This is a genomic window from Streptomyces sp. NPDC002032 (genome assembly GCF_042890765.1).
GTDB lineage: Bacteria > Actinomycetota > Actinomycetes > Streptomycetales > Streptomycetaceae > Streptomyces.
Genome location: NZ_JBIASM010000001.1, coordinates 921,478 through 936,973, shown reverse-complemented (window position 1 = coordinate 936,973; position 15,496 = coordinate 921,478). Strand labels below are relative to the sequence as shown.

Here is a 15,496-nt window from a genome sequence, read left to right as displayed (position 1 = left end):
TTCGGGTACGGGTACGGGTTCGGGGGCGGCTACGGGGCCTCACCGGCGGCGCAGCCGGACCGTGACGGGCCGGTGGTCGGAGGCGGGCGGCCCCCCGTCGGGCCGGCCGGGCCACGGGTCGGGGGACGCGTAGCCGACCAGCCCCGGCAGCAGGGACGGGGAGAGCAGCAGCAGGTCGATGCGGCGCTGCGCCTCCCCCGGCCCCACGGTGCCGTAGGTGGGCGAGCGGTCGCCCTGGTGGGCACCCGCGTCGACCAGGAGGGGGTCGCCGGGGTCGCCGAGCAGCCTGCGCACCGGTTCCCGGTCGGAGCGGCCGTCGGCGCCGAGGTGGTCGGCCCTGCGGTGGCGGGGCACCAGGCCCCAGTCGGGCTCCGGATCGCCGGGCGGCAGGCTGTTGGCGTCCATGCCCACCACCAGGGGCGCCAGGGCGGGGTCGGCGTACCGGCGCAGGTGGTCCGACTCGATCCGCCGCCCGGTCGGGCTGAACGGGTCGAGGTGGGCCACCAGGAACCTCAGCGGCGTCGTCCACCCCGGCAGGCTCAGGGTGACCAGGCCGTGGCCGTGCCAGTGCGTCAGCTCGGCCGGCGGCCGCTCGGCGGCGACCCGCCCGATGTCGCGCTGCCAGAAGACGGCCTGGTGGCAGCCGGTCCGGGCGGTGAACAGCTCGCCGTCCATGCCGAAGGCGGCCTTGGCGTCCTCGAAGAGGGCCCCGCCGTCCCGGTGCCAGCCCCAGCCCTCCGTGGTGAGCAGGACGCGCGGGCGCAGCGCGCCGACCAGGGCGCACTGGGCCCGCCAGCGTGCGTCCCGGCCGGCGAGCCGCTCGATGCCGGCCTCGTACAGGTTCCAGAACATGACCAGGTCGCTCCCGGCGGTGGCGGCGCTCACCGCCGGTCCGCCAGGGCGACGGGGGCCAGCCGGGCCCCGGTGAAGACGGCGGTGCAGGCGTCGGAGAACGGCGCCTGCGCGAACAGCCCGAGCCGTACGCCGCCCTCCGCCGGCCCGAGGTGCGTACGGACGAACCGCCACGCCCCGGCCGGGTCCTCGCGGCAGAACACGGCGTGCCGGCCGCCCTCGCGGGTCACCAGGAGCTCGGCCGCCGGGCCGGCCAGGGCCGGTCCCACCGCCTCGTCGGAGGCCGGGCGGGAGACGACCGTGACGACGGCCCAGCCGCCCGCCCTGGTGCGTTCGACGCAGACCTTGAACCAGCCGTCGGCGCCGTGGACGACGATGCCCCCGGCGTCGCCGAAGGCCCCGCCGGTGACGGCGACCCGGGTCCGGACGGTGTGGTCGCCGGTGACCGCGCGGGCCAGCGCGGGGACGGCCGCCGCCTCGTGGAAGCCGGGCATGGCGAACAGGTCGGCGCCGCGCTCGGCGCGGACCTCCAGCGTGGCCGCTTCGCGGACCGGGGCCGTGCCGGGGCCCGAGAACGACCACCGGGGGTCGTCGAAGGGCAGGGGCCGGCCCGCGGGCACGGCCGCCACGGGGGCGGTCACGGGGCCGCCATCCCGCCGTCGACGCTGATCGCCTGGCCGGTCACCCGGGGGGCCGAGGCCAGGTACAGGACGAGGCCCGCGATGTCCTCGGGCGTCTGGAACTCCCGCTGCGGGACCATCGACCGCATGCGCTCCCAGCATTCGTCCTCGCTCTCCCCCGGCCGGACGAACTCCGACAGGAGGTAGCGCCACATGTTGGACCGGACGATGCCCGGGCAGACGGCGTTGACGCGGATGTTCTCCTTGGCCACCTCCTGGGCGAGGGCGGCGGTGAAGCCGATGACGCCGAACTTGGCCGCGCAGTAGTGCGCCACCTTGGAGAAGCCCGAACGGCCGGACACGGAGGAGAAGTTGACGATGGAGCCGCCGCCGGAGGCGCGCAGCAGCGGCAGGGCGGCCCGGGAGGAGAGGAAGACGCCGTCGAGGTTGCCGGACACCACGTGCCGGAACTCGGCGAGTTCCATGGTCTCCACCGGGCTGACGTGGGTGACCCCGAAGGCGTTGACGACCGTGTCGAGGCGGCCGGGGCCGTCCGCGATGCCCGCGTAGAGGCGGCGTACGGCGTCCTCGTCGGTGGCGTCGACCTCGGCGGCGGTGACGTCCAGGCCCTCGGCGGTGAGCCGGGCGGCCAGCTCGCGGGCCTCGGTGTGGCCGGTGACGGCGGTGGAGCGGTAGTGGTTGAAGGCGGAGGGCAGCCGGTCGGTGTCGGCGGCGACCACGTGGGCCCCCTCCCGGGCGAAGGCCTCGGCCACGGCTGCGCCGATGCCGCGGCCGCCGCCGATGACGAGCGCCACCTGTCCGGTGAGGGGGGCGGTGGGGCGGTCCTTTGTCATGGGGTGTCTCCCGTCGGGGCGGCGCCCGCCGGGGCGGGCGCGAGGGTGTAGGTCAGCGGCGGCAGGACCAGGGCGTCCAGCAGCCTCGGGAAGGCCCGGTAGTCGGCCAGGTTGCGTTCCGGCGCGGCGACGATGCGGCGCAGGGCCGGGTCGTCGTGGCCGGTGCGGGCGGCGAGGGCGTCCAGGGCGGCGGTCAGGGCGCCGTCGCGGCGTTCGAAGAAGTCCCGGAACAGGGCGGTCGCCGCCGCCGCGTCCGGGGCGCCGCCGGTGCGGGGGGCGACCCGGACGGCCGCGGGCAGCACCGGGTCGTGGCCGGCCGGGTCCGGGACGGGGTGGCCGGCGAGGGCCCGCAGGAACGTCGCGTCCGTGTAGGGCGCCACGGACGTGAGGACCGCCGGGGCGAAGTCGCGGCCGAGCAGCTTCGCCACCAGGACGTCCTCGTCGACCCGGCCCAGGGGTCCCACCCGGCCCATGTCGAAGCCGCCGCGGGCGTCGAGGGCGGTGGGCAGGAGGTTGCGGTCGGGGAGCAGTTCGACGGCCGGGCCGACGGCCGCGGCCAGCACGGGGACCCCGTGGGCCAGGGCCTCCACGACCACCCGGCCGAGGGTCTCGCGGGACGCCGTGCTCGGGAAGAGCAGCACGTCGACCGCGTCGAAGAAGGCGCCGAGTTCCTCCTGGGGGCGGACCCCCTCCATGCGCACCGCCTCCGGGGGCACGCCGGACCCGCGCAGGGCGGCGTGCACCGCGTCGGCCTCCCAGCGGGGATCGTTGGGCTTGCCCGCGCAGACCAGGGTGACCGCGCCGCCCGACTCCCGGTGGCAGCGGGCGAACGCCGACACGACCTGGTCGAAGTTCTTGGCGAGCGAGAGCGCTCCCAGGTAGCCGATGCGCAGGGGCGCCCCGGGCGGCGGAAGGGGACGGGGCGCCTTGCGGGGCAGCCGGTCGAGCATCGGGTAGGCCACGGCGGAGCCGGCCGGGGTCAGGGCCGGGAAGTTGCGCAGGAACAGCCGGCGGGTGTACTCGGTCGGGAAGAGGGCCAGGTCACCGTCCCTGAGCAGCGGGGCGCACAGCTCCTCCTGGGCCCAGTAGCCCGACCAGAGGGCGGTGTGCGCCTCGCGGACGATCCGGAAGCGGCCGCCGTGCAGTGCGCGCCAGTGGTGGTAGAGGAAGGCGTACGGTCCCGAGCCGGCGTACACCACGTCGTCCTCGCCGAGTCCGGCGACGCAGTCCGGTCCGGAGGTCAGGTCGTGCAGGACGACGGAGCCGCGGCGGGCGAGCAGCCGGGACATCTCGCGGTGCATGAGGACGGCGCCGTCGACGATGCCCTCGGTGTCCGGGGCGCGGTAGTCATGCGTATGCAGGCGCATGGCCGGTGGACCCCTTCCGCTCGGACGCCAGCCGGGCGAGGCGCTCGCGCAACTGGTCGGGGCCCATCGCGTGCAGCGGCAGCTGGTGGCGGTGGACCCGGGTCGCAATGTCCCGGCGTACGGCGTGCACCTCGACCGGGAGCAGGTGCTCGGCGCGCAGCCGTTCCCCGAAGCCGCCGCCGGCGCCGTTGTACTCGACGCTCAGGACGCGGCGGGCGCGCCCGAGCACGGCGAGGGTGGCGGGGTCGAGCCGGGGTGCGAGGGCGGCGCAGTGCAGGTGCGGCACACCGGTGTCGCGGTTGGCGGTGTCGACGAGTACGCCCGCGTAGCCGAAGGTGACCACGACGGCGTCGAGGGCGCCCGGGGCGTCGCCGGGCGGGGTGATCCAGACGCCGCCGTCGATGTCGGCGGAGCAGTCGGGGGCCGTCGGCGGTTCGAAGGCGGCGTCGATCATGCTGACCACGTGGGTGGTGGCCGGGTCCCGGGCGAGCCGGTCCAGGCAGGCGTGGAACTCGGCGGTGGTGACGGGCTCGTAGACACGGGTGTTCAGGAGCAGGCCGAGCAGGTTGGTGGCGTTGTGGGCGCCGCCCCAGGCGCCCCAGCTGCGGCCGGCCAGGACGAGCAGGTTGCGGACGCTGGTGGTGGCTTCGGTGAGCATGCTCAGCGAGTCCATGTAGTACATGGCGTCGGTGGCCACGACCTTCGTGACGTGGTCGGGGAGAGACAGCGTCATCCCGACGGTGAGGGTCTCGGCGAGTCCCGTGTTCGTGTACGGGACGTGCCCGCCGAGTCCGAACCGGGCGGCCATGTCGGGCGTGAACACGGCCAGTTCACCCTCGGCGCGCTCCCGGTGCGCGGCCAGCATCCGCCCGGCGGTGGACGCGAACGACGCCGGGGGGCGCCGGACCGGGGCCGGCGGCGGGGCGGCGGCGCGCTGAGGGGCGGTGGCCGGCTGAGGGGCGGTGGCGAGCTGCGGGGCCGCCGGTTTGAAGCTGTGGTCGCCCTTGTGGGTGCGGCAGACGAGGGCGGCCGGCCCGGGGCGGGCCAGCAGTTCGCCAAGCGCTGCCTCGACGGCCCTGTCGTCGCGTCCGTCGGCCTCCACGAGGGTGCCCAGGTAGGCGGACAGGTAGGCGGTGCTGAGCGGTTTGGCCAGCGGCTCGATCCCCTTGCCGTTGGCGTCGACGACCAGCAGCAGGTTCGTCAGCCCCGCGTCGTGCGCGAAGCGCAGGGCCTCGAAGGCGGCGCCCTCGTGGAGTTCGCCGTCCCCGGCGAGGCAGACGACCTTGCGGTCCTCGCCGCGTCGCGTCAGGTCCCAGGCGAGGCTGACGGCCTGCGCCACGCCCACGCCGAGGCTGTAGCGCATGGTGGTGCGGAAGCCCATGTCGCGGTGGACGACGCCGGTCAGCCCGCCCTGGTGGAGGGTGGCGAGCGGGGCGAAGGGGAGCGCGCCGCGCACGTAGTGCTCGGCGTAGAAGGCCGGGGCGATGTGCCCGCGGCCGACGACCAGTTCGGCCGGTCCCGCGCCCTCCCCGTCGACCAGGCCGTGCGCGAAGCAGGCACGGACCAGGGCGAGGGAGGAGAGGTTGCTCTGCAGGTTCCCGGAGCCCGCGATCTCGTGCATCCGCAGCAGGACCTCGGCGCTGTCCGTGTAGAGACGTTCGGGGACCAGGGCGGCGACCTTGCGCAGGGCCTCCAGGAGGGTCCCGTCGTCGTGGCCGTGGAGCGCCAGCTCCGCCAGCTCCTGTTCGCTCACGCGCCGTTCGGCGGCGGTGAGGCGGGGCAGCGCTTCGCGGGCGGGCGCGGCGAAACGCTCGTACGGGCCGTTCACCGCACGGCCCCGCAGACCTCGTCGAGGGCCTCGCCGAGGATGCCGGTGATCTCCTCCACCTCCGCGGTGGTGGTGACGAACGCGGGCGCGAGCACCACCCAGTCGTCCTGGCCGCGGATGATCAGGCCGCGGCGCAGGCAGGCCGAGGCCACCCGCTCGCCGAGGCGGTCGTCCGGGTGTCCGGCGCCGCTCTTCAGCTTGATCCCGTACAGCAGGCCGACGGCGCGGACGGTGCCGCGCCCGGCCGAGACCGCGCGCAGGCGGGCTTCGGTGTGGGCGGCCAGTTCCCGGATCCGTTCCTGGTAGCCGCCCTCGCGGAAGAGGGTGACGGAGGCGAGTCCGGCCGCCGCGGCGAGCGGGTTGGCGGCGTAGGTGTGGGACGGGGCGAAGGAGACCGGTCCGCCGTGCTCGCCGAGGTGTTCGGCGAGGTGGGAGCCCATCAGTACGGCGGCGAGCGGCGCGTACCCGCCGGAGATGCCCTTGCCGACGCAGAGGATGTCGGGGGTCACGCCGAAGGTCTGGGCGGCGAAGGGGGCCCCGGTGCGGCCGAAGCCGGTGACGATCTCGTCGAAGACCAGCAAGACGTCGTGCCGGTCGCACACCTCGCGGATCCGGGCGAGGTAGTCGGCCGGCGGGATGGCCATGCCGCGCAGATGGATGACGGGTTCCATGACGATGGCGGCGACCGAGTCCGGCCCCTCGGCCTCGATGGTCCGCTCGATCATGGCGGCGGCGAGCGCGCCGGACTGCTCCGGCGGCACGTCCCAGAAGGCCTCCAGGCAGTCCGGCGGCCAGACGTGGACGACGCCCGGCAGGCCGGGGCCGAAGCGGGTGACGTCGGGCCGCCCGGTCAGCGAGAGGGAGCCGAAGGTGGCTCCGTGGTAGCCGTGGTAGTAGCTGAGGATCTTCACCTTGCCGGGGTTGCCCCGGGAGTGGTGGTGGAGGCGGGCGAGGCGCATCGCGGCCTCGATGGCCTCCGAGCCGCCGTTGACCAGCTTGGCCGCCGTGATGCCGGGCGGCGCGAGGTCGACGAGGGCCCGGGCGAGTTCCAGGGCGGCGCGGTTGGTGCCGTGGAGGGGCGGGTTGAAGGGCAGCCTCCGCAACTGGTCGGTCACGGCGCTGACGATGGGCTCGCAGTCGTAGCCGAAGCAGGTCACGAAGACGCCTGAGAGGGCGTCGAGGTAGCTGCGGCCCGCGGCGTCGGAGAGGCGGATGCCCTTGCCGGATTCGAAGAGCAGGGCCTCGGACGAGTGCGGGACCTCGAAACAGAAGGCCGAGAGGTCCGATGGCCAGGACGAGAGGGGTCCGGTCGGGGTGGTGGTCACGTACGGCTCCTTCACGAGGAGGGGATGGAACGGTCAGGACTGGACTGGACGGGATGGGACAGGACGGGACACGGGCACGCCGGAACGGCCCGTGCCGCGGGGGGTGATGGTCTGGGGGGGGGACGCCGGCGGGGCTGGACTCGGACTCGGTGGTCAGCGGGCCGGCGAGCCGGCGAGCAGCCGGTGGGCGGCGAGTCTTCGCGCCGGGGAGAGCAGCTCGAAGTACGCGAGCCACTGCGCGGTCAGGACGCCGCGGTCGAGGATGTCCTTGGCGATGTCGACGATGACGGGCAGCGAGTGCGCCATCAGGACGGGCATCAGCCGTGCTTCGTCGCCGGGGCGCAGCAGCCCGCGGCGGCGGCCGGAGTCCAGGAGGCCGGCGAGGACGTCGCGGGCCGCGCCGGTGTCGGCGCCGCAGGCGAGCAGCGCCGTGTCGGCGGTCCAGGCGAGGTCGAGGAGCCGGTCGGCGACGTGGAGGTTGTCGAAGTCGAGGACGGCCAGGACGCGGGGGGCAGCGCGGCGGTCGAGCAGGAAGTGGTGCACGTGCAGGTCGCCGTGGACGACGGCGGGGCGGTCGGCTCCGGCCGCGAGCTCCGTACGGCGTAACAGCGGTGCGGCGGCGACCAGTTCGCGTAGCACCCGGGCGGCGGCCCGGTGCCAGGGGTCGTCGGCGCCCCGCTCCGCCCGGGGCAGGAGCCGGCGCTCGGCGCCCTCCAGGGCCGCCGGCCAGTGCTCCTCCTCCACCATCAGCGGCAGGTGTACGCGGGCCAGCTCATCGGCGACTTCATCGCCGAGGCCGTCCAGTGCGGCGCGCAGGTCGAGCCCGGTGGCGACGATCGCGGCCGCCTGCTCCCGGCCGCCGTCGGCCCGGGCCCCCGGGCTCAGGGGCGACATCTCGCAGAGCACCCCGTCGTGGCGGACGGCGGGCCGGCCGTCGGCGGCCGGCACGACGGGGAGGACGGGCACCCCCCGGTCCGCGCAGTGCGCGAGGATCCGCTGCTTGAGCGGGTGGAAGGGCTCGGGCCGGGCGCCTTCGGCGTTCAGCTGCACCTTGAACACGTGGTCGCCACCGGCCGCCGCGACCCGCCAGAGCCCCGCCGTATGGGTGAGCGGTGCGGCGCCCCCCACGGTCAGCGGGCTGAGCCCGGCTCCTCCCCACGCGTCGCCCCAGTGCGTGGCGAGGACGTGGCGCACCCAGTCCGCCGTTCCTGCCGGGGCGGCAAGGGTCATGGGATGACCTGACCTTCCTGAGACGTACGAGCGCAGGAGGCCTGGGATCCTTTTGGGCCAATTGACGTTCCTGCGGCAAATGGGCTTCCCGAGGCACTGTTGCGGAGCCGCCTCCTGCCTCGCTCACGATTCCCTCGCACCCCACCGGAGCCCCCCTCAAGCCCCACCCCCGCCACCCCGCCCGCCAACCACACCCGACACCCCGGACCCGTACGCCGATCCGCTGGTCTTCGGCCAGAGATTGCAGGTCCTGCGCCAACGACGCGGACTCACCCGCGACCAGCTCGGCGGCCTCATCGGCCGGTCCGGTTCATGGGTCAAGGCAGTGGAGACGGGCCGCCTCAAGACACCTGCCCTGCCGCTGATCCTGCGGATCGCCGAGGTGCTCCGGGTCCAGAACCTGTCCGATCTCACCGGGGACCAGACCGTGCGCACCAGCCTCTTCACCGGCCCCGGGCACCCCCGGCTCGCCGCCATCCAGGCCGCCGTCAACACGTTGCCGCTCGGCCCGCGGGAGGCGCCGCCCGCTGCTCACCTTCAGGCCCGGCTCGCGCGCGCGTGGCAGGCCCGGCATTCGGCACCGAATCACCGAATCACCGAATCACCGAATCACCGCGAGGTCGTCGGGGCACTGCTGCCCGACCTGATCCAGGACGCGCAGGCCGCTGTCCGGCAAGCGGCGACGCTGGCCGACCGCAAGGCCGCACAGGCCGCCCTCGCCGAGGTGTACGCCCTCGCCCAGTTCTTCGCCGCGTATCAGCCGGACCCGGCACTGCTGTGGCGGCTGGCCGACCGGGGAATGACCGCCGCCCAGGAGGCCGAGGATCCGCACGCCATCGGCGTGGCCGCATGGCTCCTCACCCAGGCCCACCGCGACAGCGGCCCGGACCACTTCGACGCAGCCGATGCGGTGACCCGCGAGGTGCTGGCCTATCTGGAACCGCTGCTGCCCGACGCCGAGGACGACGTGCGGGCGATCACCGGCGCCCTCACCTTCGAAACCGGCTACACGGCGGCCCGCCGAAGCGAGACGGGCACGGCCTGGCGGTACTGGGACCGGGCGCGCGCGATGGCCGACACGCTGCCCTCTTCCTACTACCACCCGATCACCAGCTTCTCGCAGGCGGTCATGGGCGCGCACGCGGTGACCGTGGCCGTGGAGCTGCACGCCGGCGGAGAGTCCGCACGGCAGGCGGCTCGCGCCGAGGCGTCCTCGATTCCGTCCCGGCCGCGTCGAGCCCGGCACCGGATTGAACAGGCACGGGCCTATCACCTGGACGGCCAGCCGGACGTCGCGCTGGCGACGCTCGCACAGGCCCACGAGGCCGCCCTACCGTTGCCTTACCACCCGCTGACGACGGTAGGGAGCACCGCATGGACGCCCGGGAGACCGGCCTCGCACCGGTCGATGAGCACGAGGACCACCCGCTCCCGCACCGGCGGGCCCGCGACCCGCGACCCGCGGCCGGAGCGGCGAGGTGATGGCCGTGCTGCGCGAGACGCAACAACGGCCGCCCCGCCTACCGCCGAACGGACGGGAACGTGCGGTGTGTCTGGTCACCGGCCGACGGCTGGCACTGCGAGATCGCTGACGGCCTCGTCACCGCCCATCCCCTCAACAGCCACGCCGACGAACCCGAACCCCCTGCCACCGTCTGGCGCAGCTTCAAGAACGACCGCTCCTACCTCTACGATCTCCGGCCCCACGACCTCGAAGCATGATGCGCGGGGTGTCGTGAGGGGCGGTGCCCGGTCGGGATATTCGCTGTCGCCGCTTGTTGATGGTGGTCATACTGCCGCGATGGATCCAGTGACGCTCAAGACCGACCGTCTGCTGCTGCGGGCCTTCGCGCCTGCCGACGTGGATGCGGTGCACGAGGCCTGCCAGGACCAGGACATCCAGCTCTACACTCCGGTGCCGGTGCCCTACCGGCGCGCGGACGCGGAGAAGCTCGTCGGCGAGACGCTGCCCGCCCAGTGGGCCGAGGACAAGGACTACACCCTCGGCGCGTTCCGCCAGGACACCGGCGCCCTGGTCGGCTCGTACTGCTTGACCCTCATCAGCCGCGGCGTCTGGGAGCTCGGTTACTGGGCGGTCAAGGAGCAGCGCGGACGCGGGTACTCGGTGGAGGCCGCTCGGGCCCTGTGCGACTGGGGCTGGGCCACCCTCGACGTCCACCGCATCGAGTGGTGGGCCATGGCCGGGAACACCGGCTCGCGTGCCGTCGCCGAGAGACTCGGCTTCGCCCTCGAAGGGACACTGCGCAATCGCGGCATCGCCAACGATGGCAAGCCGCACGACTGGTGGGTGGGCGGGCTGCTGAGGCCCTGACGCCCGGGCCGGTGCTTAGTCAGCTGCGTTTGCTCTGATGCAGAGAAGTTCCCGGCTCGGACTCGTTCGTCAGATTCGGCGAGCCGAGTCCGTACCTGTACGGTCGCAGCTCGCGCGGCAGCACCCCGGCGCCCAAGGCGGCCGGGGTGCTGGGGTGCTGGGGTGCTGTTTGTTCCCGCTGCGGACTGCTGCTTCGTGAGCTGATGTCGCAGGCGCAATGACCGCTCAGGCGGTTTCGGCGCGGAACATCCACTGGTGCTTTTCGAGGTCGCCCGTCAGCCCGATCAGGATGTCCTGGGTCACCGGGTCCGGGCCGTCCGTCGCGCGGATGCGCTCGCGCATGCCCGCGATCACCTCGGCCAGCGCGTCCACGAGGATGCTCACGGCGTCGACGTCCTTGATCCACCCCTCCGGGACGGCCTTGATCGCGCTCGTGCCCGCCACCGTCGCGGCCCGGCCGTCCGGGGACACGCCGAGGGCGGAGGCGCGCTCGGCGACCACGTCGGAGTGGGTGCGGGCCGTGGTGACAACCTCGTCGAGCTGGAGGTGGACGGAGCGGAAGCGGGGGCCGACGACGTTCCAGTGAACCTGCTTGGCGACCAGCGCCAGGTCGATCAGGTCGACCAGCGCGCCCTGCAGCGCGGCGCCGACGATCTTCAGGTCTTCTTCCGGAAGGGCGTTCCTGACGGTGGACACAGGGAAACACTCCGTTCTACGAGCCGCCGCGTTCGGGTTTCGCACGCGGACAAAGGCTCCCCTACCCCGGTCTTCGCCGTGAAAACGGTGCATACGGCGTCTTTCTGCCGGAGGTCCAGCGGTTCTGGATCGCCAGGATCGTTAAGACGGCACGAACGGTTTCATCGAAAATGATCGATGGACCTGATCGACCGTGGCCTGCGATCTTCTCAGGGCGGCTCCGACGAGCCGCTCCAACACGGCAGAGAGGCCCTCCCCTTGACCCCTTCCGATTCCGCCTGCGCAGCCCCGTACGTCTCCGGCGACCCCTACGCCGACTACCGCGACGAGACCTTCGCCTTCACGCGGCTGACCGATCTCGCCGACCGCCGTCTCGGCGGCGGGGTCGTCGGCGCCAACGACGAGTTCTTCGGCGAGCGCGAGAACCTCCTCTCCCCCGCCCCCGCCGTCTTCGACGTCCACGCCTATGGGAACAAGGGCAAGGTCATGGACGGCTGGGAGACCCGGCGCCGCCGGGGTACCGCCGCCGCCCCCTTCCCCGCCGGCAGCGACCACGACTGGGCCCTGATCCGTCTCGGCGCCCCCGGGATCATCCGCGGCGTCGTCGTCGACACGGCCCACTTCCGGGGCAACTTCCCCCAGCGGGTCAGCATTCTGGCCGCCGCGTTCGAGGGCGCACCCTCCGTCGCCGAACTGCTCCGGGACGACGCCCGCTGGCACGAGATCCTCCCCGGGACCCCGGTCCGGGGCCACGCCGCCAACGGTTTCGCCATCGCCTCCGAGCGCCGCTGGACCCACCTGCGCCTCAACCAGCACCCCGACGGCGGCATCGCCCGGCTGCGCGTCCACGGCGAGGTGTTGCCCGACCCGGCCTGGCTCGCCCTGCTCGGGACCGTCGACGTGGCCTGCGTGAGCAACGGCGGCAGCGTGGAGGACGCCTCGGACGGGTTCTACTCCTCCCCCGGCAACACCATCCTCCCGGGCCTGTCGCAGAAGCAGGACGACGGCTGGGAGACCCGGCGCCGCCGCGACGCGGGCCACGACTGGATCGTCTACCGGCTCGCCGCGCAGAGCGAGATCCGCGCCGTGGAGGTCGACACCGCCCACCTCAAGGGCAACGCGGCCGGCTGGATCTCGCTCTCCGTCAAGGACGGCGCGTCGGGGGCGTGGACCCCGGCCCTGCCCCGGGTCCCCCTCCAGCCCGACACCCCGCACCGGTTCCCCCTGCGGGTGCCAGTCACCGCGACCCACGCCCGCCTCGACGTCTACCCCGACGGCGGCCTGGCCCGGCTCAGGCTCCACGGCTCACCGACCCCGGCCGGTACGGAGTCCCTCGCCGCCCGCTGCGCCCGGGCCGCCCAGGCCGGCAAGGAGCGGGACGCGGGCGGCGGCCCGCTCACTCCCGCCCGGCCGTGATGCGCAGCCGCAGCCGGCAGATCACCGCGTCGGTGTCGCGGCGGACCGCGTGCGCGACGACCGAGCCGCGCTGGTTCTGCAGCAGCCGCTGCCACAGCCGCGCCGGCTCGGTCTCCGGCGATCACCTGCCGGTACGAGGCGACGAGGACGGCGGGCAGCGCGGCGATGGCCAGGGTGACGGGCAGGGTGAAGCCCAGGCCCCGGGCGCCGGCCGCCGCCAGGACGACCGCTTCCGGCCCGTACGCCACCGAGGCCATCGCGTCCAGGGACAGCGCCGCCGGCCCCTGCAACGCGGTGAGCCTGTGCCGCTCCCCGGACTCGAACCCGCTCCCGGGGCCGGTGCCGGTGCCGGGCCGCCGGGCGGGTACCGGGGGGGGCTCCGGCCGGGCCGGGCCGCTCCGGGCCGTCGTGGTGGGTTCTGCTGCGCGTGGGGCCATGGCGCCGTTCCTCCGGGTGGGCAAGGTCAGGACAGCGTCGGGCCGGTCGGGCCGGAGGACCAGCGGCCTTGGCGTGATCCATACGCCTCCGGGGCAACTCTTCACGCGCCCCTGACGCCGGGGCGGGCCGGGCGTACGGACCGCGTCAAAGAGGCACCGGTGACCGCGCGGGTTCCCCCGGGCGGGGCGACGCTGGTGGTGGACGGTCCTTCGCACCCCGGCCGCCCCCAGGCCGACCCACCGACCGCTCCGACCGGACAGGAGGCACCCAGATGTCCGGTTACCGGCTCCACGACGGCGCCGCGCTGCTGGCGGCCCTCGTGGCCCCCTTCCTCGTGGCGCTCGCCCTCGTGCCCTTCCGTACGGCCCTCTCGGCCACGAACGAGGCACTGATCGTGGTCGTCGCGGTGGTCGCCGTCGCCGCCTCCGGTACGCGGGCGGCCGGAGCGCTGGCCGCCCTCTCGGCGGCCGCCTGGTACGACTTCTTCCTGACCCGGCCCTACCAGCGGTTCGCCATCGCCGACGGCGACGAGGTCCAGACCGCGGTGCTCCTGCTCGTCGTCGGGCTGATCGTCTCCCAGCTGGCCGTGCACGCGCGCCGGCTGCGCACCGTCGTCGTCAGCGACACCGCCTACCTGTCCGGCCTCCAGGCGACCGCCCGCCTCGCCGAGGGCGGCGGCTCCGCCCAGGAGGTCGTCGAGCGCGTCCGCCGCGAGCTGGTCGACCTGCTGGAGCTGCGCGGCTGCCGCTTCGAGTACGGCGCCCTGCTGGGGCACCTGCCCCGGCTGGAGCACGACGGCGGCGTCTGGCTGCGCCGCGGGACGCGGATCACGCAGTACGCCGAGTGGCCCGAGGGCGAGACCGAGCTGCGGATCACCGGCGGCGGGCACTACTACGGCCGCTTCCTCCTCGCCCCGGCCCCGGACCGCCCCCTGCCGCCGGAGCAGGCCCGCCTGGTGGCGGTGGCGCTTGCCGCGCAGGCAGGCGCCGCCCTGGACACAGCCGGCCTCTCCCACCCCAGCTGACCCCCGCGAACCCCGCCGGGGCTGACCCGCCGCAGGTCCCGCCGCCGCAGGCACCCGCGTCAGGGACGCGTCCAGAGTCACCGGGGCCCGTATGGAGGCCGTCCAGGTGGCTCGGCTGCGGGGTGAAGACGCGGTTGGCTCGACATCGGCCACCTGGCCGGTTCGTTTCTTCCCACTTCACCTCAGGAGCTCGCGATGGCCCAGCTGGCCTTCGTCGTCACCACGGTCGCGGTGTTCGCGCTGGTGGCGCCGGGTCTGCGTGATCAGCCGGCCCGGGTGAGTGAGGAGGATCTCCAGCAGGTGCAGGTGCCACTCGGTCGGGAAGCCGACCCCTCCCACCCCCGGTACCTGATCACCGAGCCGGGCATGGGCTACCGCTTCGAACCCTGACCGCCGGCCGGCGTCGACTTCGCGTCAGCGGTGGGGGTAAGGGCGTCAAGCGCGCGTCAGCGGCGGGGCCGGGCACGGCCCGCGGGATCCCTTCGCCGAAGCGCCGGCCGGCCCTCCCGCCGACCGGCCACCGCACGCTTCCCGCAGGAGGAACGCCATGCCGACCACCGACCGCGCCTAAGACCCCGAACCCTGCGAACGGGTCCCGGCCGGGACCCGCGGGCTGTACAGCCCGGTTCTTCCATACCGCCCCCGGAGAAGGGACCGCTGCCGCTTTCACCACCGCCGAGCGGCTCCGCGCCGCCTTGCCCGGCGCGGACGTCGTCCACGCCGCCAAGGCCTTCCTCTGCCGGGCGATGGCCCGCTGGATCGAGGACGAGGGCCTGGGCCTCGACGTCTGCTCCGCCGGGGAACCGGGCCTCGCCACCACCGCCGGGTTCCCGGCCGCACGGATCGTCCTGCACGGCAACGCCAAGAGCCCCGAGGACCTGTCCGCCGCCGTCCGGCTCGACGTCGGGCGGATCGTCCTCGACAGCGCGCCGGAGATCGCCCGGGTGCCGGCCCGGCCCCGCCTGGAACTCGTGGGACTGCACTGCCACATCGGCTCCCAGATCACCTCGGTCGAACCGTACGTCGCCGCCGTGCGCCGGGTGGTCGGCCTGATGACCCAGGTGCGCGACCACCACGGGCTGGAAACTCCCCCAGCTGAACATCGGGGGCGGGCACGGCATCGCGTACCGCCCGGGTGAGCCCGCCCTCGACCCCGCGGTGCCGGCCGTCCGGGTCCGGGCCGAACTGGAGGACGGCTGCGCCCACGCGAAGCTGCCCGGGCTGCTCGGCTGACGGTGGAACCGGGCCGCGCGCTCGTCGGCCCGGCCGGGGTGGCCGTGTACCGGGTGCTGACCGTCAAGGAGACCTCGGGGCGCACGTTCGTCGCCGTCGACGGCGGTATGAGCGACAACCCCCGGCCCGCCCTGTACGGGGTCCGGTACGCGCCCCGGCTGGTCGCGGTCCGGGACGGTGCGGCGCGACATCGGCCTGTAGCAGCCACGGCCCTATCTGGATGAAGCTTCAACAGCCTTTCAGCGGCGGCGAGTTGGCCGGACCCGGAATGACCGCGACCG

12 protein-coding genes and 3 pseudogenes are annotated in these 15,496 nt (G+C 74.3%); 6 read left to right on the top strand and 9 right to left on the bottom strand.

Annotated elements, in window-relative coordinates:
- Positions 1–39 precede the first annotated feature (39 nt).
- The 7 genes from ACFYYT_RS03795 to ACFYYT_RS03765 all read right to left on the bottom strand — a co-directional run bounded on the left by ACFYYT_RS03795 (position 40) and on the right by ACFYYT_RS03765 (position 8,076).
- Positions 40–885 (bottom strand): endonuclease/exonuclease/phosphatase family protein, encoded by an 846-nt coding sequence (locus ACFYYT_RS03795; RefSeq protein ID WP_351825562.1) that lies wholly within the window; start codon positions 883–885, stop codon positions 40–42.
- On the bottom strand, positions 882–1,493 hold the full coding sequence (locus ACFYYT_RS03790) for a DUF1349 domain-containing protein (RefSeq protein WP_351825564.1): 612 nt from the start codon (positions 1,491–1,493) through the stop codon (positions 882–884). The genes ACFYYT_RS03795 and ACFYYT_RS03790 overlap by 4 nt, the downstream gene beginning before the upstream one ends.
- Positions 1,490–2,326, bottom strand: coding sequence for an SDR family NAD(P)-dependent oxidoreductase (locus tag ACFYYT_RS03785; protein WP_351825566.1), 837 nt, complete (start codon positions 2,324–2,326; stop codon positions 1,490–1,492). The genes ACFYYT_RS03790 and ACFYYT_RS03785 overlap by 4 nt, the downstream gene beginning before the upstream one ends.
- Positions 2,323–3,693 carry a glycosyltransferase gene (locus tag ACFYYT_RS03780; protein ID WP_351825568.1) on the bottom strand — a complete coding sequence of 457 codons (1,371 nt, stop codon included), beginning with the start codon at positions 3,691–3,693 and terminating at the stop codon, positions 2,323–2,325. Before ACFYYT_RS03780 ends, ACFYYT_RS03785 begins: the two co-directional genes overlap by 4 nt.
- On the bottom strand, positions 3,674–5,521 hold the full coding sequence (locus ACFYYT_RS03775; RefSeq protein WP_351825570.1) for a 1-deoxy-D-xylulose-5-phosphate synthase N-terminal domain-containing protein: 1,848 nt from the start codon (positions 5,519–5,521) through the stop codon (positions 3,674–3,676). Before ACFYYT_RS03775 ends, ACFYYT_RS03780 begins: the two co-directional genes overlap by 20 nt.
- On the bottom strand, positions 5,518–6,846 hold the full coding sequence (locus ACFYYT_RS03770) for an aminotransferase class III-fold pyridoxal phosphate-dependent enzyme (RefSeq protein ID WP_351825572.1): 1,329 nt from the start codon (positions 6,844–6,846) through the stop codon (positions 5,518–5,520). Before ACFYYT_RS03770 ends, ACFYYT_RS03775 begins: the two co-directional genes overlap by 4 nt.
- 153 nt (positions 6,847–6,999) lie before the next feature.
- Entirely contained in the window at positions 7,000–8,076 is a 1,077-nt protein-coding gene (locus ACFYYT_RS03765) for an aminoglycoside phosphotransferase family protein (RefSeq protein ID WP_351825574.1), read from the bottom strand.
- Positions 8,077–8,299: 223 nt separating this feature from the next.
- On the opposite strand from ACFYYT_RS03765, the pseudogene ACFYYT_RS03760 reads away from it, so the two are divergent.
- Positions 8,300–9,406, top strand: a pseudogene (locus ACFYYT_RS03760) (helix-turn-helix domain-containing protein); the annotation flags it as partial.
- Between the two features lie 78 nt (positions 9,407–9,484).
- Positions 9,485–10,408, top strand: coding sequence for a GNAT family N-acetyltransferase (locus ACFYYT_RS03755; protein ID WP_388606903.1), 924 nt, complete (start codon positions 9,485–9,487; stop codon positions 10,406–10,408).
- A gap of 225 nt (positions 10,409–10,633) precedes the next feature.
- Here ACFYYT_RS03755 and ACFYYT_RS03750 read toward each other — a convergent pair whose 3' ends face one another.
- Entirely contained in the window at positions 10,634–11,104 is a 471-nt protein-coding gene (locus ACFYYT_RS03750; RefSeq protein ID WP_351825576.1) for a DNA starvation/stationary phase protection protein, read from the bottom strand.
- 258 nt (positions 11,105–11,362) lie between these two features.
- On the opposite strand from ACFYYT_RS03750, the gene alc reads away from it, so the two are divergent.
- Positions 11,363–12,520 (top strand): allantoicase, encoded by a 1,158-nt coding sequence (gene alc, locus ACFYYT_RS03745; protein ID WP_351825578.1) that lies wholly within the window; start codon positions 11,363–11,365, stop codon positions 12,518–12,520.
- A gap of 53 nt (positions 12,521–12,573) precedes the next feature.
- Here the strand turns inward: alc and ACFYYT_RS03740 are convergent.
- Positions 12,574–12,957, bottom strand: a pseudogene (locus tag ACFYYT_RS03740) (amino acid permease); the annotation flags it as partial.
- Between the two features lie 272 nt (positions 12,958–13,229).
- Here ACFYYT_RS03740 and ACFYYT_RS03735 point away from each other — a divergent pair.
- From ACFYYT_RS03735 to ACFYYT_RS03725, 3 genes and pseudogenes are all read left to right on the top strand, one after another.
- Positions 13,230–13,982: a DUF4118 domain-containing protein gene (locus tag ACFYYT_RS03735; protein WP_351825580.1), complete on the top strand. Its 753-nt coding sequence runs from the start codon at positions 13,230–13,232 to the stop codon at positions 13,980–13,982.
- A gap of 195 nt (positions 13,983–14,177) precedes the next feature.
- Positions 14,178–14,372 (top strand): hypothetical protein, encoded by a 195-nt coding sequence (locus tag ACFYYT_RS03730; protein WP_351825609.1) that lies wholly within the window; start codon positions 14,178–14,180, stop codon positions 14,370–14,372.
- Positions 14,373–14,458: 86 nt separating this feature from the next.
- Positions 14,459–15,415 (top strand): annotated as a pseudogene (locus ACFYYT_RS03725) (diaminopimelate decarboxylase); the annotation flags it as partial.
- Between the last annotated feature and the right edge of the window lie 81 nt (positions 15,416–15,496).

What these genes read in the sequence shown, in the direction of transcription:
- ACFYYT_RS03785 (WP_351825566.1), bottom strand. Translation starts at nt 2,326, where the DNA reads ATGACAAAGGACCGCCCCACCGCCCCCCTCACCGGACAGGTGGCGCTC.
- ACFYYT_RS03780 (WP_351825568.1), bottom strand. Translation starts at nt 3,693, where the DNA reads ATGCGCCTGCATACGCATGACTACCGCGCCCCGGACACCGAGGGCATC.
- ACFYYT_RS03765 (WP_351825574.1), bottom strand. Translation starts at nt 8,076, where the DNA reads ATGACCCTTGCCGCCCCGGCAGGAACGGCGGACTGGGTGCGCCACGTC.
- ACFYYT_RS03755 (WP_388606903.1), top strand. Translation starts at nt 9,485, where the DNA reads ATGAGCACGAGGACCACCCGCTCCCGCACCGGCGGGCCCGCGACCCGC.
- ACFYYT_RS03735 (WP_351825580.1), top strand. Translation starts at nt 13,230, where the DNA reads ATGTCCGGTTACCGGCTCCACGACGGCGCCGCGCTGCTGGCGGCCCTC.
- ACFYYT_RS03730 (WP_351825609.1), top strand. Translation starts at nt 14,178, where the DNA reads ATGGCCCAGCTGGCCTTCGTCGTCACCACGGTCGCGGTGTTCGCGCTG.